This is a genomic window from Sphingomonas ginsenosidivorax (genome assembly GCF_007995065.1).
In the GTDB taxonomy this organism is placed as follows: domain Bacteria; phylum Pseudomonadota; class Alphaproteobacteria; order Sphingomonadales; family Sphingomonadaceae; genus Sphingomonas; species Sphingomonas ginsenosidivorax.
In genome coordinates, this window is the sequence record NZ_VOQR01000001.1 from 2,087,029 (window position 1) to 2,106,128 (window position 19,100).

The following is a 19,100-nucleotide window of genomic DNA, read 5'->3' on the forward strand; positions in this document are numbered from 1 at the left end:
CGTCGCCCGCCCCGTCAGTCGGTCGCGACGGCGGGTCGGCCCTGCCGCCAGTCGCGGTAGCCCATCACCGCGAGGCCGATCATCACCGCGTAGAGACCCGCGGTCAGCATCAGTCCCTTGACCACGAACATCCCGACATAGGCGACGTCCACCGCGATCCACAGCAGCCAGCTCTCGCGGTGCCGCCGCGCCGTCCAATATTGCGCGACGAGGCTGAAGCAGCTGAGCGTCGCGTCGATCCATGGCAGCGCCGCGTCGGTATGATGGCTGGTGAACCACCCCACCGCGCACGCCCCGATCGCGCCGGCCGCGAGCCCCGCCGCCGCCTGCCCTCGCGACAACGGCATCACGACCACCGCACCCGTATCGCGCCGCCCCCGGCTCCAGACGAACCAGCCATAGAGGATACCGACGCCGAACAGCGCCTGCAGCACCATGTCGGCATAGAGCCGCACGTCGAGGAACAGCGTGAAATACAGCGCGCACGCGACGAGGTTCAGCGGCCAGCACAGCATGTTGCGCCGCGCCGTCAGCCAGATGGCGAGGAAGCTCACCGCGACCGCGGCGATCTCGAGCGGCGTCATCGGACACGCCCGCGTGCGTCGACGCGCGCGAGGAAGTCGAGTCCCGCCGCCGAACGGAACCAGTCCGCATGGCCGAGCAGATAGCCGTCCCACGCGAGCGACGCCGCCTCGACGTCCCCCACCACCCCGGCGAAATACGCGATCTCGGACAGCGCGAATTCGACGTGCACGAGCGGCAGCAGCCGGAGCGCCGCCGCGATATCGGCGTGGCTCTGCGGACGGATCGCCGCATACCCTGCGATCAGCGCGAGCGCTGCGCCGGGATCGCCGATGCCGTCGTCTCGCCCCTGCCCCAGCTCGAGCCAGGCGAACGCGGTCCGCTCGATCGCGATCGCGAGGTCGTGCGCCGCGCAGGTCCGGTCGGCCAGCCCGAAATCGAACACGGTCTCGACGCTGCCATCGTCCGCCCAGAGCAGGTTGGACGGATGCCAGTCGTTATGCGTCCACAGCAGCACCTGCCCCGCGATGCCCTGCGCCAGCCCCTCACCCGCCCCCGCGAACAGCGCCGCCAGCGCGCGCCGCCACGGCCGCCCCGCCAGGAACGCGGCCAGCGCCGGACGCGCCTCGACATAGTCCTCCGCGGCCGCCACCGGATCCGCAGCGGACAGGATCCCGAAGCTCGCGACCAGCGGCTGCACGCTGCGCGCCGGCGCGTCGAACCCGCACGACGCCTCATGCAGCCGCGCGAGCGCCACCCCGGCGGCATGGGCATGGTCGTGAGACTCGAACGCCGTCCATGACGGTCGGTCCCGGTACAGATCGTCCCCCGCTCCCCGGCGATGGAGCTCGTAGGTCCAGTCCCCCACCGCGACTGCGCTGGCCCCGTCCGCGGTCCGCAGCACCTCGGGCACCGGCGTCCCCGCGGCTGCGAGATGCGCGATGAACGCATGTTCCTCCGCCAGCCCCGCGACGCTGCGCACGCGGCGATCATGCCGCTTCAGGATCAGCGCACCGCGCGCCGTATCGATCAGCGTCGCGGCGGAAAACGGACGCGGCGAATGCCAGCGCAACGCCTCGACCCGCGCCGCCGCCGGAAACCACTGCAGCACCGCCGCAGCCTCGCCATCCGTGATGGCAGGCCAGGTCGGTGCTTCCAGCGCGATCCCCATGCCGTGCACCCGGTGCGTCGTCTCTCCGGCGTCGGCCATCGTCAGAAGCCGCGGGACACGGTCGCGACGACGGCCGCGCCACTGCCGATATAATAGGCCGGCGCCGCGCCCGACACGACCGTGCCGCCCCGCCCGACGACGTCACGCGCGTTGGTGGTGACGGCCTGCACGCCTGCGAGCACGTGCGGATCGGTCACGTTGATCGCGTTGACGCGCAGGTCGGTCCGCTTGCCGTCGAACCAGTCGGCGAGGTGGACGCCGAGCGACACGTCGAGCGTCGCATAGCCCTTGATGCTCTCGTCGTTCACGAAGGTCGCATATTGGCGACCGACATATTTGCCCGCGATGCTGCCGAACAGGCGGCCGTCGTCATAGGTACCGCCACCGCCGATCTGCACCGTCGGGCTCGACACCGCGCGCTTGCCCCGCGTCGGCAGATAGTCCCCGCCCACCGGCAGGTCGTCGTCGATCCGCGCGCGGAGATATTCGCCCGAGATATAGACGCTGACGCCCTTGGCGGGACGATAGTCGATCTCCGCATCGACGCCGTAGGACGTCTGCCCCCCGGCGTTCAGCGTCGAATTGACCTGCGCACCCCCGACATCGACGACGGTCGCGAGCTGGCGGTTGCGGAACTTGTAGTGGAAGCCGGTGACGGAGGCCGACAGATTGGGGCCGATGTAGCGATAACCCAGTTCCTCCGAGATCGAATATTCGTTCCTCAGCGCGTCAGTCCCGCGCGTCGACACGACGCCGCCATAAGAGCTGTCGTAGAGCGTGAACTCGTTCGGCGTCCGGAAATTGGTCGTGATGTTGGCGAAGACCTGCTGGCGGTCGTCGATCGCGTACCGGACCGCGGCGCGCGGCAGGGCGACATAGGAATTCCGGCGGACGCGGTCCTGCGGCCCCGGCAGATAGTTGCGGCCGTTGCGCAGTAGGCTGACGCCCTTGAACCCGATATCCACCGTCAGGCGCGGATCGAGCGCGATGCTGTCGGCGAGGAAAACGCTCTTCGTCACCGTGACGGTGCGCTGGTTCTCATAGGCGAGCAGCCGGCCGTCGGCGGTCCGGATCGCCTTGCTCCGGTATCCCCATCGGTCGGCCGGACGCCCCTCGGCATCGACCGCGGTGTAGGATTGGGCGACGCGGTCCGTGCCGTAATCGAACCACAGCCCCGCGGTGACCCGGTGGATGCCGGCCTGCAGCGTCAGCTTGCTGACGTTGCCGCTGCGCATCTGGTCGCCCGTGTAATTGCCGAGCACCGTCGCGACGCCGTCGACCGCGCCGGGCAGCGCGATCGGTGCCGCGAGCGCCTCGTTGCCGAGGAAATTGCCGGTGGTAGAGAGCTCGGTGCCATAGGGCGAATTGCCATAGCCGAACTGGAGATAGGTCGTGCTGTCGAGCGTCAGCCGGTCGTTCAGCCGCAGATGCACCGGCGCCGAGGCGTAGAGGTTGCGGAACGGCGCCCGGTACAGCCGCCAGTAATTGGTGTTCCCCGCGGTGTAGCGCGCATCGTAGTTGAACCCGCGGCCCCGGGCCTGCCAGTCGGCGAGCGTCGGGCTGGGATAGCTCGCCGAATTGGCATCGTTGTACGACAGCGCCAGGCTGGCACGGTTGCCGTCGCCCCATTCGCGCAGCAGCTTGGCATCGACATGCTGGCGCGTGTCGTACCCAGCACCGCGCCAATTGTCCGCACGGGTGTTCGAATAGGACAGGAACGCCTTGAGCCCGGTGCTGCCGATCGTGCCCGTATCGACCCGGCCGAAGACGCGGCGCAACGCATAGGATCCGAGCGACAGGTCGACGAGCGCCTGCCGCGTCGCCTTGGGATCGTCGAGCGTCAGCGACAACAGACCACCCGCCCCGCCGACCGTTGGCGAGTCGATGTCCACCGACCCTTGCGCAAGCGCGATCTGCCGCACGTTCCCGGGGTCGGCGAACTGCGACGGATAGGCGTAATAATAGCCGATATCGTTCTGCGGCGCGCCCTCGAGCAGCACGCCGATCTCGTCCTGACCTAGGCCACGCAGCGTCAGGCTCGAACTCGTCGACAGACCGTATGGGTCACTGGAAGCGACGGTCGCGCCGGGCAGCAGGTTGACGAGCTGGAACGCGTTGAGCGTCGGCGCCTGCTTGACGATGAAATCGGACGAGATCGCGCTCACCGCCTTCGGTTCGGTCTGGTCGGGCAGCAGTCCTTCGGGATCGCGGTGACCGATCACGCGGATGTCGGTCCGGTCGTCTGCCTGTTGCGCCGATGCGGCGCCCGAAAACGCCAGGCACGCCGCCAGGGCGCCGCACCCGATAAGAACACCATTCCGCAAGATCACAACCGGCATCGTCTCGGGTCCACTCCACACGGAGGGACGACGGAGGTGCCGCCAACCCTCCCTACGCCGGTATCACCCGGATCAGGTTCAGCGGGTCGTGGGCTGCTGCCCACCTCTCAGCCGCACGACAGCGGCCCCCCGGGGATGGCGCCGTCTAGGCGGTTACGGCGCGTAAGCAAACGCTTATCGAATGGCCCCGCGATCGGGTCTGCCCCCCGCCTTACCTCGTCGCCGGTTCGTCGCTAGATACGGACGGATGACGACGATCCTCCTCGCGGGCGCGACCGGCATGGTCGGCGCAGCGACGCTCGCGCTGCTGCTCGCGGACGAGCGCGTCGACCATGTGGTGGCGCCGACGCGGCGGCCGATCCCGCCTCACGCAAAGCTGCGCAACCCGATCATGACCAGCGATGACCTGCAGCCCGACGCGGCGTGGTGGACGGTCGACGGCGCGATCTCCGCGCTGGGGACGACGCGCGCGAAGGCGGGGTCGGCGGCCGCCTTTCGCGCGATCGACCATGATTACGCGCTCGCGGTCGCGAGGCAGGTTCGCGCGCGCGGCGCGACCCGCTTCGCGCTGACCTCGTCGATGGGCGCGGATGCCCGGTCCCGCTTCCTCTATCCGCGCACCAAGGGCGAACTCGAACAGGCGGTCGAACGCCTCGGTTTCCGGTCGCTGACGCTGGTGCGCCCCGGCTTCCTCGGTGGCGACCGCGCCGAGCACCGCCCGCTGGAAAGCGTCCTGGGTTCGCTGCTGCGGATCGCCGGCCCCGTCCTGCCGCCCGCCGCGCGCATCAGCCCCGCGGCGACGGTTGCCGAACTCTTGGTCGAAGCGGCGTTGAACGGGGCGCCGGGCTGCCACGTCGTCACGGCCCGGATGATCGCGCTCGCCGCGGGTTGATACGACCGGCGCCGTCAGCGGGCCGCGTGCAGCGTGATGCGCGTCATTTCGGATGGCCGTCCCAGGCGAAGCGCGAAACCGGGCCACAGGCCGGTGCCGTTGCTGACATAGAGCGTCATCCCACCCACCGCATACCGCCCCGACACGTATCCCGCATTGCCGCGGGCGACGAGCCGGTCCAGCCCGACGATCATGCCGCCATGCGTGTGGCCGGACAGCTGCAGCGCCACCCCCCGCGCGGCCGCACGACCCGCCGCGCGGGGCTGGTGATCCATCAGGACGATCGGCACATCCGCCGGCGCGCCCGCCAGCGCCGCCGTCAGGTCCCGCCCGGCCTGTCCGTGCGCCGGCGCCGAGAGGTCGGTGACACCGGCCAGCACGATCCGCGCGTCACCCCGCGTCAGCAGGACATGGGTGTTGGGCAGCATGCGCATCCCGAGCGCCGCGAGATGGCGCATCCATGCGGCGTAATCGAAGAAATATTCGTGGTTGCCGGGAATGGCATACACCCCGTCCGGCGCGCGCAGGTCTTGCAGCGGCGCGACATCCCGGCGGCGCATCGCGACGGAGCCGTCGATGAAGTCGCCCGTGACAACGACCAAGTCGACGTCCGACGCATTGGCGCGATCGACCACCGCCCGCGCCCAGGGCGCCGGGAACAGCCGGCTGATGTGCAGGTCGGTCAGTTGCAGCAGCCGATAGCCCTCGAACGCCGGCGGCAGTCCCTGGATCTCGACCGCGATGTCCTTGACCGGTGGCACGCGCATCGCATTGGCGACCCCGATCGCGGAGAGCAGCGCGGCGACGCCTGCGATCGCATAGCGGACGCTGTCGGGCACACCGACAGACCCCCGCCGCGCCAGCATCGCCGCGAGCGTGCCCAGATCGACCAGGATCTGCAGCACGAACAGGATGACGATCGCACCGAAGGCCCAGTTGAACGCGATCACGATCGCGCGCGGGAATTCGGGGGCGAACACCGAACCCGACGAGAGCCGGCTCCAGAAATGATATTGCGACACCGCGAGCAACAGCAGCGCGATCGCCCCCTTGCTCCATAGCGGCAACGACAGCGGCCATAGCCAGCGCGCGATCAGGAGCAGGCTCGGCACCGCAAAAACGAGATGGAAGATGATCATTCTCCGTCTGCCCGGGGATACCGCGGCACGCTCGCGGTCCCCGATCGTGTCGGGCCCCTACCACGCAGCTGATCCCGGCGGATATCCCCGTCGCGATCCCCCTCTTGAAATCCGACCCTCTTTAAATCCGATTGGCCGCCGCACCGCTTTGCGCTACGGCCCGGCCTCGGATCGCGGTGAGCCCCGTGGTCCGGATGATTGCGCCGGTGCCTCGAAAGAGGCTTAATTGCGGAATGCGGTGCGGACGGCTTGCCTGTCCAACGCCGCGGCTGTCCCTGCAACTGTAAGCGGATAGCGAGATATGCATGTTCGACGGTCGCGTCGGACAGCCACTGGGCCCCACGGCCTGGGAAGGCGCGTATCGAGCATCGACCCGCGAGCCAGGAGACCTGCCGGCGCTGTCGCTCATGCTGTGGTCCAGGGGATGGCCAGGGCACGGACATCGTTCCGTTCGAGCGACGAACGTGCGGCAGGGGCCGCAGGCGGGGCGAGACAGTCGGGCGAACGCGTCCGTTCGACTGGCCGGTCCCCGACGTTCGCGCATGCGAGAACGGCCCCAGTCGCGTCGTCGGACGACGCGGGGGGACTTGTTCGTGAAGACTGTTTTGACATCGCTGCTGGCGCTTGCCGCCGCTTCTGCCGCCGCCACCCCTGCTTTCGCGCAGAGCGACCCGACCCTGCCGACGCTCGATAGCGAGGGCAACGCGATCGTCGTCACCGCGTCGCGCTCGGGCGGCGCGACGCAGGTCCGCGACCTGCCTGCCTCGGTAACGCTGATCGACACCGACGCGCTGCAGCAACGCCAGACGCGGGTCCTGTCCGACGTGCTGCGCGACGTTCCCGGCGTCGCGGTCAACCGCGCGGGCGCGATCGGCGGCATGACTCAGGTCCGCATCCGCGGCAGCGAGAGCAACCACGTCCTCGTCCTGATCGACGGCATCGAGGCATCCGACCCGTATAATGGCGAGTTCGACTTCGGCACGCTGATCGCCGACGAAGCCGCCAGGGTCGAGGTGCTGCGCGGCCAGCAATCCGCGCTCTACGGATCGGACGCGATCGGCGGCGTCATCCAGTACATCACGCTGACCGGCCGCGAGGCGCCGGGCCTTTCGCTCCGCGCCGAGGGCGGGTCGTTCGGCACCGCGTCGGGCGCCGCGCGCATCGCCGGCGCCAGCGACACGGTCGACTATGCGCTGTCGAGCTCGCTCTACCGCACCGACGGCACGCCCACCGCACGCGGCGGCACCCGCGACATCGGCTCGACCAGCATCGGCGCCAGCGCCAAGGCGAGCTGGACCCCCTCGCCCATCTTCAAGCTGACCGGTGTCGGCCGCTACAGCTACACCGATGCGCAGACCAACAATTCGGCGCTCGACGGCCCGCTGTTCGGCTACATCGTCGACAGCCCCGGCGTGCATTTCCGCAACGACGCCTTTTACGGCCTCGCCCGTGCCGAGCTCACGCTCGCCGACGGCCGCTGGACCACCGCGCTGACCGGCCAGTTCGCCGACACCACGCGCAAGAGCTACACCGCGGCCGGGCTCGACTTCGGCGACAAGGGACAGCGCTACAAGGGTTCGTTCGAGAGCAGCTACCGGCTCGACACGGGCAAGCTCGTCAGCCGCATCACCGGCGCGGCCGATTTCGAACGCGAACAGTTCCGCAACACCACGCCGTCCGAGTTCGCCTTCCAGGGCCGCCGCTCGACCGAGAACTGGGGGTTCGTCGGCCAGTATGAAGGCACGATCGACGCGCTGACCGTGGGCGCATCGCTGCGCCGCGACGACAATAACCGCTTCGCCGACACCACCACCTACCGCCTTCAGGCCGGCTACCGCCTGCCCTTCGGCCTGCGCGCACGCGGCGCGTACGGCACGGGCGTCAAGAACCCGGGCTATTTCGAGCTCTTCGGCTATTCCGACGGCCGCTACATCGGCAACCCGAACCTCAAACCCGAAAAGTCCAAGGGCTGGGAGGCCGGCGTCGACCAGGAGATCGGCACCCGCGCGACGATCGGCGCGACCTATTTCGACAGCAAGCTCGAGAACGAGATCTACACCACCTACCCCGCGCCCGACTTCGTCGCGACGCCCGACAATCGCGATACGCTCTCGCGCCAGCACGGCGTCGAGGTGTTCGCCTCCGCGCGGCCGATCGACCAGCTCCGCTTCGACCTCGCCTATACCTGGCTGCACGCACGCGAGGACGGCGCGATCGAGGTGCGCCGCCCGAAGCACGTCGCCAGCGTCAACACGACGGTATTCAGCCGGGACAAGCGCTTCTCGACCACGCTGACGGTGCGGTACAACGGGCGGCAGGCCGACGTCGCGTACACGGATCCGAGCTACGTCCCGGTCCGCGTGTCGCTGCAGGAATATGTCCTGGTCAACCTCGCCGCCGACTACAAGCTGACCGATCGCCTGTCGGTGTTCGGCCGGATCGAGAACCTGGCGAACGAGGATTACGAGGAGGTGTTCAGCTTCGCGACGCCGGGGCGCGCCGCCTATGGCGGGATCCGCGCCAACTTCTGATCACCGTCCCTCGACAACAAAGGAGAAGGTTCGTGAAAATTCCGACCACCGTCGTCACCGGCTTCCTAGGCGCCGGCAAGACCACGCTGATCCGCCACCTGCTGCAGAACGCCAAGGGCCGCCGGCTCGCGCTGATCGTCAACGAATTCGGTGACGTCGGCGTCGATGGCGAGCTGCTGAAGGGCTGCAACGACGCCGCCTGCCCCGAGGACGATATCGTCGAGCTCGCAAACGGCTGCATCTGCTGCACCGTCGCCGACGATTTCCTGCCGACGATGATGACGCTGCTCGACCGCCCCAACCCGCCCGAGCACATCATCATCGAGACCTCGGGCCTCGCGCTGCCGAAACCGCTGATCAAGGCATTCCAGTGGCCAGACATCCGCACGCGCGCGACGATCGACGGCGTCGTCACGCTGATCGACGCCGACGCGGTCGCGGCCGGACGGTTCGCGACCGACGAGGCAGCGCTGGCGGCGGCGCGCGCGGCGGATCCGTCGCTCGACCATGACAGCCCGCTCGAGGAACTGTTCGACGACCAGCTCGCCTGCGCCGACATCGTCGTGCTCAACAAGGCCGACCTCGTCAGCCAGGTCGTGCTCGCGCGCGTCGAGCACCAGATCCGCGAACAGATGCGCGAGGGCGTGAAGATCGTCCGCGCGGACCACGGCGCGGTCGATGTCGGCGTGCTGCTCGGCATCACCGCGGCGGCGGAGGACGACCTCGACTCGCGCCCCTCGGTCCATGACGGCGAGGCCGAGCACGACCATGACGATTTCGACAGCTTCGTCGTCGACGGCACCGAGCTCGAGAGCGTCGAGCCGTTGCTGCACGTGCTGTCGCGGCTGATCGAGCGGCACGACATCCTCCGCGTGAAGGGCATGGTGGCGATCCACGGCAAGCCCGCGCGGATGGTGATCCAGGCGGTCGGCCCGCGCGTGCAGCATTATTTCGACCGCCCGTTCAAGGGTGACGAGCCGCGGCGGTCGCACCTGGTGGTGATCGGGCAGAAGGGCCTCGACGAGGCCGCGATCTCGGTCGAGCTGCGCGCCGCGCTGGGGGCTGGCATCCGCTGATGCATCTGCTGGCTGCCACCCCGGGCACGGTATCGAACGGCGACGAGGCGATCGACCTCGACCAGTCGCCGGGCGATATCGTGATCCTGACGGTGGCGGACAGCGACCTCGCCTGTTTCGCGCGCGCGGCCGAGACGATCGGCACCGGCGAGGACGGGCGCCCGAGTGTGCGGCTCGCCAACCTGCTCCAGCTCAAGCACCCCTATTCGGTCGACCTCTATGTCGAGAAGGTCGTCGCGCACGCGCGCTTCGTCTGCGTCGTGCTGCTCGGCGGCAAGAGCTACTGGCCGTACGGCGTGGACGAGATCGCCGCCGTCGCGCGCGCGCGCGGCATCGCCTTCGCCGCCGTCGCCGAGGGACACGAGGTCGACCCCGCGCTCGACGCCGCCTCGACGGTATCGTCCGACGTCCTCCACCGCCTGCGCGACTATCTCCGCCAGGGCGGCGTCGCCAACGCGACCGGGTTCCTCAAGACCGCCGCGAGGCTGATCGGCCGCGACATCGGGCTGCCCGACGATCCCGTGCCGTTGCCCGACGCCGGGCTGTATGTGCGTGGGATCGAGCGGCCGACGCTCGACGATGCCCGCGCGAACTGGGTCGCGGGACGCCCGGTCGCGCTGCTCGTCTTCTACCGCGCGCTTGTCGCGGCGGGGACGCTCGACGCGGTCGACGCGATGACCGCGGCGTTTCGCGCACGCGGGCTCAACGTGCTCGCCGCGCATGTCCGCTCGCTGCGCGAACCCTATGCGGTCGACTGGCTCGGCGGCCTCATCGACGCGCAGGGCCCCGACGTGATCGTCAACGCGACCGCGTTCGCCGCGACCTCGCCGGGCGACAATCGCGTCCCCGGCGTGCTCGAACGCGCCGACTGCCCGATCCTCCAGGTCGCATTCGCGGGCGTGGAGGAGGCGAACTGGGCGGGGTCGGCGCGGGGTCTAGGGCCGCGCGACCTGGCGATGAATATCGCACTGCCCGAGGTCGACGGCCGCATCTTCACGCGCGCGGTCGCGTTCAAGGCCGCCGAGCGGTTCGACGCGTGCACCGAATGCGGCATCGTCGTGCCGCGCGTCGTCGCCGACCGGGTCGACTTCGTTGCCCGGCTCGCAGCGAACTGGGCGACGCTGCGGCAGACCCCGGTGGCGGAGCGCCGCGTCGGACTGGTGCTCGCCAACTATCCCAATCGCGACGGGCGGATCGGCAACGGCGTCGGGCTCGACACGCCGGAGAGCGCCGTCGCGATCCTGACGGCGCTGGGCGAGGCCGGGTATGCCACCGACGGCCCACCCGGTGACGGTGCCACACTGATGGACGCGATGCTCGCCGGCCGCACCAACGACCTCGGCTCCGTCGGTCGCGCGCGCGAAACGCTATCGCTCGAAGACTACGCCGAAGCCTTCGCCGCGCTCCCCGCCGCGGCGCGCGCGGCGATGACCGATCGCTGGGGCGCCCCCGAAGCCGACCCGTTCGTGCAGGATGGCGCGTTCCAGCTCGCGGTCCACCGCTTCGGCCATGTCGCGGTCGCAGTGCAGCCCGCGCGCGGCTACAATATCGATGCCAAGGCGACCTATCACGACCCCGCGCTGCCGCCGCCGCACGCCTATCTCGCCTTCCACGTCTGGCTCGACCGCAGCTTCCGCGCGCAGGCGATCGTCCATGTCGGCAAGCACGGCAATCTCGAATGGCTGCCCGGCAAGGCGCTCGCGCTCTCGGACACGTGCTTCCCCGAGATCTGCGCCGGCCCCGTGCCGCAACTCTACCCCTTCATCGTCAACGACCCCGGCGAAGGCACGCAGGCCAAGCGCCGCATCGGCGCAGTGATCGTCGACCACCTGACGCCACCGCTGACCCGCGCCGAAAGCTATGGTCCGCTGAAACAGCTCGAGGCGCTGGTCGACGAATATTACCTCGCCGCCGGGATGGACCCGCGGCGGATCGACCGCCTGCGCCGCGACATCCTGCAGCTCGCGCAAGGCGCCGGGCTCGACGTCGACGCCGGCATGGTCGGCGACGGCGACGACGCGCTCGCCGCGCTCGATACCTATCTGTGCGAGCTGAAGGAAATGCAGATCCGCGACGGGCTGCACGTCTTCACCCGCTCGCCCGAAGGCCGGCTGCGCCGCGACCTGCTCGTCGCGCTCGCCCGCACCCCGCGGGGGTACGACACGCCCGGCCAAGCCTCGCTGCTGCGCGCGATGGCCGACGATCTGGAGCTCGCGTTCGATCCGCTCGACTGCGTGATGGGCGACCCTTGGAATGGCGCGCGGCCAACCGTACTGGCGGAGGTGAGCGACGATCCGTGGCGAACCAAAGGCGACACCGTAGAACGCCTCGACCTGCTGGCAACCGCCCTCGTCTCCCCCCTCCGTCATCCTGAACTCGTTTCAGGATCCACCGAAAGGCTAGCGCCGGCGGACAGGTGGATCCTGAACCAAGTTCAGGATGACGGGGTTGGAGAACGGACGACCACCGTCCTCGCGAGCATCCGAAACGACCTCGCCCCCCGCGTCGACGCCTGCGGCCCCGCCGAGAAAGCCGCCCTCCTCGCCGGCCTGAACGGCCGCTTCGTCGCCCCCGGCCCCTCCGGCGCGCCCACCCGCGGCCGTCCCGAAGTCCTCCCCACCGGCCGCAACTTCTATTCCGTCGACACCCGCGCCGTACCCACAGCCGTCGCCTGGGACCTCGGCCAACGCTCCGCCGCGCTCCTCGTCGAGGATTATTTCCAGCGCGAGGGGGAATATCCCAAGGCGATGGCGCTCAGCGCCTGGGGCACCGCGAACATGCGCACCGGCGGCGACGACATCGCGCAGGCGCTCGCGCTGATGGGCGCGCGGCCCCGCTGGGACTGGACCTCGGGCCGCGTGATCGGGTTCGAGGTGATCAGCGTCACCGAACTCGGCCGCCCCCGCGTCGACGTGACGCTGCGCATCTCGGGCTTCTTCCGCGACGCCTTCCCCGAACAGATCGACCTGGTCGATTCCGCCGCGCGTGCGGTGCAGGACCGCGACGAATCCGAAGCGGACAACCCCGCCGCCGCGCGCGTCCGCCGCGAGACCGCCGCGATGATCGACGCCGGCACCGACCCCAAAACCGCCGCGCGCCGCGCCGGCGCGCGCATCTTCGGCTCGAAGCCCGGCGCGTACGGCGCCGGCCTGCAGGCGATGATCGACGAGAAACTCTGGCACGACCGCGCCGACCTCGCCGACGTCTATCTCGAATGGGGCGGCTATGCGTACGGCGCTGGCGTCGAGGGCGACCGCGAACGCGACCTGTTCGCCACCCGCCTGTCGAACGTCGACGCGGTGGTGCAGAACCAGGACAATCGCGAACACGACCTGCTCGACAGCGACGACTATTACCAGTTCGAGGGCGGCATCGCCGCCGCGGTCGAGCACCTCCGCGGCACTGCGCCGGTCTCCTACCACAACGACCATAGCCGCCCCGAACGCCCCGTGATCCGCACGCTCGCCGACGAGATCGGCCGCGTCGTCCGCGCGCGCGTCACCAATCCCAAATGGATCGCGGGCGTGATGCGCCACGGCTACAAGGGCGCGTTCGAGATCGCCGCCTCGGTCGACTATCTCTTCGCCTTCGCCGCCACCACCGACGCGGTGAAGGACCATCATTTCGACGCGGTCTACTCGGCGTTCATCGAGGACGACGCAGTCCGCGACTTCATGGCCGAGGCGAACCCTGCGGCACTGCGCGAGACTGCGGCACGGCTCGAAGAAGCGCTGGAGCGCGGTCTGTGGAAACCCAAATCGAACAGCGCGGGCGTCGTGCTCGCCGACCTTTCAGGAGCATCATGATGGCCGCACGCACCGACGAAGACCACAACGCCAAGATGGCGAAGCTGAAGGTCGCGCACGACCGGATCGTCGAGGGCAAGACGCTCGAAAAGGGCCTGCTGATCGTCCACACCGGCAAGGGCAAGGGCAAGACCTCCGCCGCGCTCGGCATGGTGGTGCGCGCGATCGGCCACGGCATGCGCGTCGGCGTCGTCCAGTTCGTCAAGGGCGCGTGGGAGACCGGCGAGAAGCCGGTGTTCGACCGCTTCCCCGAGTTCGTCGAATTCAAGCCGATGGGCGAAGGCTTCACCTGGGACACGCAGGACCGCGCCCGCGACATCGCGGTCGCGCGCGAAGCCTGGGACGAGGTCAAGCGGATGATCGCCGATCCCGCCTACAAGATGGTGCTCGCCGACGAACTCAACATCGTGCTGCGCTACGACTATCTGCCGCTCGACGAGGTGCTCGAGGTGCTGGCGAACAAGCCCGCCGACAAGCACGTCATCGTCACCGGGCGCAACGCACCGCAAGGCCTGATCGACATCGCCGACCTCGTCACCGAGATGACGCTGGTGAAGCACCCGTTCCGCGAACAGGGCGTGAAGGCGCAGGCGGGCATCGAATATTGATCGCGCCTGGGTCCGGGGAAGCGGGGTGACGCCTCGAATGGTCGGCGCGTGCGCAGCGGCGTTAGCGCGCGCGATCCGCTGCGCGCACCTGCGCGGCCAGCATCGCGACCGCCTTCGCAAAGCCCGGCGTCCCGCACACCGTCAGCGACTGCGGGATGTAGAACCGGTGCGACGGCGGCACCGCGGCGTCGAGGATCGGATGGTGCAGCGCCGCGGTGCCCCGGTCGGCCACCGCGCGCGTGCCGTCTTCCATCACCAGGAAGTCCGGCCGCGCCAGCGCCATTTCCTCGAGCGACAGTCGCGACAGCGCCGGCCGGCCGAGCTTCCCTGCCAGGTTCACCAGCCCGACGCGCCGCATCATGTCGTCGACCCGCGTCCCCGTACCGGTCAGGAACCCGTTGCGCTGGTAATAGGCGGCGATCCGTCCGCGCCCCGGCGGCGGCCCGATCCGCGCGAGGTCGCGGTGCATCCCCGCGATCATCGCGCGTCCGCGCTCGGGATGGCCGACCGCATCCGCGATCGTCGTGATCGACGCCGCGATCCCTTCCACCCCCTCGCCCCTGGGCAGCTCGACCATCCGGACGCCGTTCGCCTTGAGCGGCGCGAGCACCGCCTTGGTCCGGAACGGCGCGCCGATGACGAGGTCGGGGTGCAGTGCCATCACCTCCTCTGCGGTGCGATGCGTGAACGCGAACGCACGCGCCTGCACCGCGACCGCGGACAGTTCGGGGTCGCGCGCCCATTCGGTCAGCGCGGTGATCTGCCCCGGATCCGCCAGCGCCACCAGCAACTGGTCCGCACACATGTTGAGTGACACGACGCGCTTGGGCGCCGCCGGCGCGACCGGCGGCGGCGCGGCCCCCAGCAACGCAAGGGCGGCAATCGCGATGATGGGCAGAGCGCGCACTAGGTTTCCTCCGACAGGGCGGCTATCGATCGTGCGACACCCGGGACACGCTCGTGACGGGTCTGACCGATCGTGACGAGGTCCGCCGTGCCCAAAGCTGTCCCCGCGCGCAATGCCGCGTGGCTGTTTCCCCTGCTGATCGTCCTTGCGATCCTGGCCGGGTGCGCCTCGCTGCTGTTCGGCCCCGCCCGGCTGTCCCCGGTCGCGCTGTGGGACGCGATGACCGGACAGGGCGACCCGATGGTCCGCGCGATCCTGTTCCAGCTGCGCGTGCCGCGGGCGCTGCTCGGGTTGCTGATCGGCGCGATGCTGGGCCTGGGCGGCGCGTCGATGCAGGGGTATCTGCGCAACCCGCTGTCGGACCCGGGCGTGCTCGGCGTGTCGAGCGCCGCGGCGCTCGGCGCGGTCGTCGCGATCTACTGGCAGCTGGCGACGTCGCATCCGGTCGTGTTGCCGCTGCTCGCGATCGCCGGCGCGCTGGTGTCGCTGGTGCCGCTGGTCTGGCTGTCGCGCCGCGGCGAGAGCAGCCTCAGCCTCATCCTCGCCGGCATCGCGATCGCGACGCTGGCAGGCGCCGGCATCAGCCTCGCGCTCAACCTCGCGCCCAATCCGTTCGCCGCGATGGAGATCACCACCTGGCTCCTCGGCAGCCTCGAGGACCGCGCCTTCGCGGACCTGTGGATCGCGCTGCCCTGCGTCGCGATCGGGGCGGGGCTGCTGCTGTGGGATGCGCGCGCGCTCGACGCGCTGTCGCTCGGCGAGGATGCGGCGCGCACGCTCGGCGTCGATCTGGCGCGCGTCCGCCTGCGGCTGATGCTGGGCATCGCGATCGGCGTCGGCGGCGCGGTCGCGGTCGCGGGCAGCATCGGCTTTATCGGGCTGATCGTGCCGCACCTCGTCCGCCCGCTGACCGATCGCAGCCCGTCGGCGGTGCTGCTGCCCTCCGCGCTCGCCGGCGCGGTGCTGCTGACCTTCGCCGATGTCGGCACCCGGCTGATCCCGACCACCTCGCCGCTGAAACTCGGCGTACTGACCGCGTTCCTCGGCGTCCCCGTCTTCACTCATTACCTGCTCAAGGAGCGCCGCCTGTGGTGAGCATCGCGGCGGAGGGACTGTCGGTAAGCCTGTCCGGCACCCGCGTGATCGACGACCTGTCGGTGTCGCTGGGCAGCGGCGCGCTGATCGGCGTCGTCGGTCCCAACGGCGCCGGCAAGTCGACGCTCGCGCGCGCGCTGCTCGGCCTGCTCGTCCCCGATGCGGGGCGCGTGACGATCGACGGCGACGACGTCGCGACTCTTCCCAGCGCCACGATCGCCAGGCGCACCGCCTATCTGCCGCAAGCCTATGCGGTGCACTGGCCACTCTCGGTCGAGCGCCTCGTCGGGCTCGGCCGCCTGCCGCATCTCGGCCCCTTCTCGCGGATCACGCAGGCCGACCAGGCGGCGATCGACGCCGCGATGCACGACACCGGGACCGCGCATCTCGCAGACCGTACCGCGACCGAGCTCTCGGGCGGCGAGCGCGCACGCGTCATGCTCGCACGCGCGCTCGCGACCGGCGCGCCCGCACTGATCGCCGACGAGCCTCTGACCTCGCTCGATCCGGGCCACCAGCTCGAGATCATGGCGCTGCTCAAGGACCGCGCGCGCGCCGGCGCGCTCGTCGTCGTGGTTCTGCACGACCTCGGCATCGCCGCGCGGTTCTGCGACCGGCTGCTGCTGATCGATCGCGGCCGGCTGAAGGCCGATGGCCCGCCGCAGTCGGTGCTAACCGACGCGGCGCTCGCCGAAACCTACGCCATCACCGCATGGCGCGGCGAGGTGAACGGCCAGCCGCTGCTCGTCCCGTTCGACCGGATCGCCTAGCCCTCCAGCCGCCCGCCGATCTGCTGCAACCGCCACCCGCGGTGCCGCGACAGGACCACGCTCGACAGCGGCGCGACATTGATCCGCATCACCGGCTCCACCGCGATCCCGATCGTCACTGCCAGGATCGCGCGGATCACCATCGGATGCGTGACGACGGCTTCGGGGAGTTCGGCATCGGCCAGGCCCCCGATCCAGCCGTCGACGCGCGCGCAGACCGCCGCGAAATCCTCCCCCTCGGGCGTCCCCAGCCATGGCCGCGCCAGCCAGTCCGTCAGAGCGTCGGGCGCGTCCGCATGGACGTCGGCGAAACTCCGCCCCGTCCAGCGACCATGATCGATATCGCGCAACGCCGCGACTACCACGGGTGCGGCACACAGCAACGCAGCGGTGTCTTGCGCGACACGCGCCGGGCTTACGGCCACCCGGTCGAACCTGCCGAACGGTCGCGCGGCCCCCTCGACCGGCTCGTCCACAGCAGGAAAGCCGCCCGTGCGCATCGATGCCGTCACGCCGTGACACAGCAGCACGACCTTCATACCGGCTCCCCTTGTTGCCGCTCGCCCCATGCCATAGGACAGCGTCCGATAACGACGGGGACGAACCATGGCTACGCAATCGATCCATTCCGCGCCCGGTCGCGTCGCAGCCCCAGCGATCCCGCTCGGCGACATCGTCCCCTGGGCCGTGTTCGGCGGGCTGATCGCGCTGATCCTGCTGTATTTCGTCAGCACCGAACAGGGCGCCTTCTCGCTGTTCAAGGGCATGTACGTTCACGAATTCGTCCATGACGGGCGCCACCTGCTCGGCTTCCCCTGCCACTGATCGCCACCGGTCGATGATCGTCCGCCGACTGTTGATCCTGGGGATGGTCGCCGGGGTCCTCGCCGGCCTGGCCGCCGCGCTGTTCGCTCGCCTCGCGATCGAGCCGTCGGTCGATCTCGCGATCGCGTTCGAAGCTGCGCGCGACGCGATGCCGGGCATGGTCCATGCCGACGAACCCGAACTCGTCAGCCGCGCGGTGCAGAAGGGGACCGGCCTGCTCGTCGCGGCGACCTGCTACGGCGCGGCACTCGGCGGCATCTTCGCGCTGGTCTTTGCGGCGCTCCATGCGCGCGTGCTGCATGGCGGCGCACGGGTTGCCAGTGCCTGGCTGGCGCTGGCCGGGTTCGTGACGATCGCGCTGATCCCGGCGCTCAAATATCCGCCCAACCCGCCCGCGGTGGGTTTTCACGAGACGATCCAGCTGCGCACCGCGGCGTTCTTCGGCTGCATCGCCGTGTCGCTGGTCCTGGCGGCGGCCGCCGTCCGCCTCGCGCAGCGCCTCCGCGGTCGCCTCGGATCGTTCGACGCCGGCCTCGCCGCGGTGGTCGCCTATGGCGCCGCGATGACGATCGTTGCCCTCGCACTGCCGACGATCGACGAAGTGCCGGCCGACTTCCCGGCCACCCTGTTATGGACCTTCCGGACCGGGGCGCTCGCGACTCAGGCCGTGCTCTGGGCCGTGCTGGCCCTGGTCTTCGGCCGCGCCGCGGAGCGGTTGCTGCGGGACGCTCGCTAGCCCCTCCCGAGAAAACCTCCGCCAAACAATTGGATGGTTCGCAACGTAAAGATCATTGGACAGTTATGTCCCGTGCGTGGCAAACCATGCCGCGGAACGAAGGTTGATCGGAGAGGAGCGACACCATGACATCAGCATCGACGACTCGGTACGGCCGTATCGCGCTAGGCGTGGCAGCATCGGCGCTGGCGCTTGCCGGCTGTTCGAAGAAGGCGCCCGAGGATACCGCGGCGAGCGAAACGCCTGCAGCGACACCTGCTGTCGCCGCGTCCGAAACGGCGGCTACGCCTGCCGCCGCCCCGGCTGCCGCCGCGCCCGCCGCCGACAATGTCGACACGATCAGCGGTGTCAAATTCGCGTCCTTCACCGGCGATGCCGCCAAGGGCAAGGTCGCATTCATCACCTGCCAGACCTGCCATTCGATCGACGCGGGCGTGAACAAGATCGGTCCGTCGCTGCACGCCATCGTCGGCCGCGCGGCGGGGTCGATCGCGGGCTTCACCTATTCCACCGCGAACAAGAACAGCGGGATCACCTGGACGCCCGAGAAGCTGTTCCAGTATCTCGAAAAGCCGCAGCGCGTCGTGCCGGGCACCAAGATGGCGTTCCCGGGCATTCCCGACCCGCAGAAGCGCGCCGACGTGATCGCCTATCTCAAGGCGAACGGCTGACCCCGATCGGTC

At 69.7% G+C, this 19,100-nt stretch carries 16 protein-coding genes and 2 riboswitches; of the genes, 10 read left to right on the forward strand and 6 right to left on the reverse strand.

Annotated elements, in window-relative coordinates; translation table 11 throughout:
- Positions 1-14: 14 nt before the first annotated feature.
- From pnuC to FSB78_RS09440, 3 genes are read right to left on the reverse strand one after another with little or no spacing between them, the layout of a single operon-like run.
- Complete coding sequence (gene pnuC / locus FSB78_RS09430) at positions 15-584, reverse strand: nicotinamide riboside transporter PnuC (protein WP_147082143.1); 570 nt, start codon at positions 582-584, stop codon at positions 15-17.
- Complete coding sequence (locus FSB78_RS09435) at positions 581-1,732, reverse strand: phosphotransferase (RefSeq protein ID WP_242008158.1); 1,152 nt, start codon at positions 1,730-1,732, stop codon at positions 581-583. The genes pnuC and FSB78_RS09435 overlap by 4 nt, the downstream gene beginning before the upstream one ends.
- Before the next feature lie 2 nt (positions 1,733-1,734).
- Entirely contained in the window at positions 1,735-4,032 is a 2,298-nt protein-coding gene (locus FSB78_RS09440; protein ID WP_147082145.1) for a TonB-dependent receptor, read from the reverse strand.
- Positions 4,033-4,064: 32 nt separating this feature from the next.
- A riboswitch (TPP riboswitch) is annotated at positions 4,065-4,174 on the reverse strand.
- A 105-nt stretch (positions 4,175-4,279) separates the two neighbouring features.
- Between FSB78_RS09440 and FSB78_RS09445 the strand changes: the two genes are divergently transcribed.
- Positions 4,280-4,924: a Rossmann-fold NAD(P)-binding domain-containing protein gene (locus tag FSB78_RS09445; protein WP_147082147.1), complete on the forward strand. Its 645-nt coding sequence runs from the start codon at positions 4,280-4,282 to the stop codon at positions 4,922-4,924.
- A 14-nt stretch (positions 4,925-4,938) separates the two neighbouring features.
- On the opposite strand, the gene FSB78_RS09450 is transcribed toward FSB78_RS09445, so the two are convergent.
- Positions 4,939-6,063 (reverse strand): metallophosphoesterase, encoded by a 1,125-nt coding sequence (locus FSB78_RS09450; RefSeq protein ID WP_199743152.1) that lies wholly within the window; start codon positions 6,061-6,063, stop codon positions 4,939-4,941.
- A gap of 187 nt (positions 6,064-6,250) precedes the next feature.
- Positions 6,251-6,474, forward strand: a riboswitch (cobalamin riboswitch).
- Positions 6,475-6,656: 182 nt separating this feature from the next.
- Between FSB78_RS09450 and FSB78_RS09455 the strand changes: the two genes are divergently transcribed.
- From FSB78_RS09455 to cobO, 4 genes are read left to right on the forward strand one after another with little or no spacing between them, the layout of a single operon-like run.
- The gene (locus FSB78_RS09455; RefSeq protein WP_147082149.1) at positions 6,657-8,594 is read left to right on the forward strand and encodes a TonB-dependent receptor plug domain-containing protein; all 1,938 of its coding nucleotides are present in this window, start codon (positions 6,657-6,659) and stop codon (positions 8,592-8,594) included.
- A 32-nt stretch (positions 8,595-8,626) separates the two neighbouring features.
- Positions 8,627-9,670: a cobalamin biosynthesis protein CobW gene (cobW, locus tag FSB78_RS09460; RefSeq protein ID WP_147082151.1), complete on the forward strand. Its 1,044-nt coding sequence runs from the start codon at positions 8,627-8,629 to the stop codon at positions 9,668-9,670.
- A complete protein-coding gene (cobN, locus tag FSB78_RS09465) occupies positions 9,670-13,476 on the forward strand; it encodes a cobaltochelatase subunit CobN (protein WP_147082153.1) in 3,807 nt (1,268 codons plus the stop codon). The genes cobW and cobN overlap by 1 nt, the downstream gene beginning before the upstream one ends.
- A complete protein-coding gene (cobO, locus tag FSB78_RS09470) occupies positions 13,476-14,084 on the forward strand; it encodes a cob(I)yrinic acid a,c-diamide adenosyltransferase (RefSeq protein ID WP_147082155.1) in 609 nt (202 codons plus the stop codon). The genes cobN and cobO overlap by 1 nt, the downstream gene beginning before the upstream one ends.
- Positions 14,085-14,145: 61 nt before the next feature.
- On the opposite strand, the gene FSB78_RS09475 is transcribed toward cobO, so the two are convergent.
- The gene (locus tag FSB78_RS09475; RefSeq protein ID WP_147082157.1) at positions 14,146-14,991 is read right to left on the reverse strand and encodes an ABC transporter substrate-binding protein; all 846 of its coding nucleotides are present in this window, start codon (positions 14,989-14,991) and stop codon (positions 14,146-14,148) included.
- 87 nt (positions 14,992-15,078) lie between these two features.
- Between FSB78_RS09475 and FSB78_RS09480 the strand changes: the two genes are divergently transcribed.
- Together FSB78_RS09480 and FSB78_RS09485 are read left to right on the forward strand one after the other, a co-directional pair.
- A complete protein-coding gene (locus tag FSB78_RS09480) occupies positions 15,079-16,086 on the forward strand; it encodes a FecCD family ABC transporter permease (protein WP_199743153.1) in 1,008 nt (335 codons plus the stop codon).
- Positions 16,080-16,856: an ABC transporter ATP-binding protein gene (locus FSB78_RS09485; RefSeq protein ID WP_147082159.1), complete on the forward strand. Its 777-nt coding sequence runs from the start codon at positions 16,080-16,082 to the stop codon at positions 16,854-16,856. The genes FSB78_RS09480 and FSB78_RS09485 overlap by 7 nt, the downstream gene beginning before the upstream one ends.
- Here the strand turns inward: FSB78_RS09485 and FSB78_RS09490 are convergent.
- Positions 16,853-17,395: a histidine phosphatase family protein gene (locus FSB78_RS09490; protein WP_158637989.1), complete on the reverse strand. Its 543-nt coding sequence runs from the start codon at positions 17,393-17,395 to the stop codon at positions 16,853-16,855. The two genes, FSB78_RS09485 and FSB78_RS09490, sit on opposite strands and share 4 nt — an antisense overlap.
- Before the next feature lie 67 nt (positions 17,396-17,462).
- On the opposite strand from FSB78_RS09490, the gene FSB78_RS09495 reads away from it, so the two are divergent.
- The 3 genes from FSB78_RS09495 (at position 17,463) to FSB78_RS09505 (ending at position 19,088) form a co-directional block, all read left to right on the forward strand.
- Entirely contained in the window at positions 17,463-17,681 is a 219-nt protein-coding gene (locus FSB78_RS09495; RefSeq protein WP_147082164.1) for a CbtB domain-containing protein, read from the forward strand.
- A gap of 13 nt (positions 17,682-17,694) precedes the next feature.
- Positions 17,695-18,417, forward strand: coding sequence for a CbtA family protein (locus tag FSB78_RS09500; protein ID WP_199743154.1), 723 nt, complete (start codon positions 17,695-17,697; stop codon positions 18,415-18,417).
- 125 nt (positions 18,418-18,542) lie between these two features.
- Positions 18,543-19,088, forward strand: a complete 546-nt coding sequence (locus FSB78_RS09505; protein ID WP_147082166.1) for a c-type cytochrome — start codon at positions 18,543-18,545, stop codon at positions 19,086-19,088.
- The last annotated feature ends 12 nt before the right edge of the window (positions 19,089-19,100 follow it).

What these genes read in the sequence shown, in the direction of transcription:
- pnuC (WP_147082143.1), bottom strand. Translation starts at nt 584, where the DNA reads ATGACGCCGCTCGAGATCGCCGCGGTCGCGGTGAGCTTCCTCGCCATC.
- FSB78_RS09435 (WP_242008158.1), bottom strand. Translation starts at nt 1,732, where the DNA reads ATGGCCGACGCCGGAGAGACGACGCACCGGGTGCACGGCATGGGGATC.
- FSB78_RS09440 (WP_147082145.1), bottom strand. Translation starts at nt 4,032, where the DNA reads ATGCCGGTTGTGATCTTGCGGAATGGTGTTCTTATCGGGTGCGGCGCC.
- FSB78_RS09445 (WP_147082147.1), top strand. Translation starts at nt 4,280, where the DNA reads ATGACGACGATCCTCCTCGCGGGCGCGACCGGCATGGTCGGCGCAGCG.
- FSB78_RS09450 (WP_199743152.1), bottom strand. Translation starts at nt 6,063, where the DNA reads ATGATCATCTTCCATCTCGTTTTTGCGGTGCCGAGCCTGCTCCTGATC.
- cobN (WP_147082153.1), top strand. Translation starts at nt 9,670, where the DNA reads ATGCATCTGCTGGCTGCCACCCCGGGCACGGTATCGAACGGCGACGAG.
- cobO (WP_147082155.1), top strand. Translation starts at nt 13,476, where the DNA reads ATGGCCGCACGCACCGACGAAGACCACAACGCCAAGATGGCGAAGCTG.
- FSB78_RS09490 (WP_158637989.1), bottom strand. Translation starts at nt 17,395, where the DNA reads ATGAAGGTCGTGCTGCTGTGTCACGGCGTGACGGCATCGATGCGCACG.
- FSB78_RS09495 (WP_147082164.1), top strand. Translation starts at nt 17,463, where the DNA reads ATGGCTACGCAATCGATCCATTCCGCGCCCGGTCGCGTCGCAGCCCCA.
- FSB78_RS09500 (WP_199743154.1), top strand. Translation starts at nt 17,695, where the DNA reads ATGATCGTCCGCCGACTGTTGATCCTGGGGATGGTCGCCGGGGTCCTC.
- FSB78_RS09505 (WP_147082166.1), top strand. Translation starts at nt 18,543, where the DNA reads ATGACATCAGCATCGACGACTCGGTACGGCCGTATCGCGCTAGGCGTG.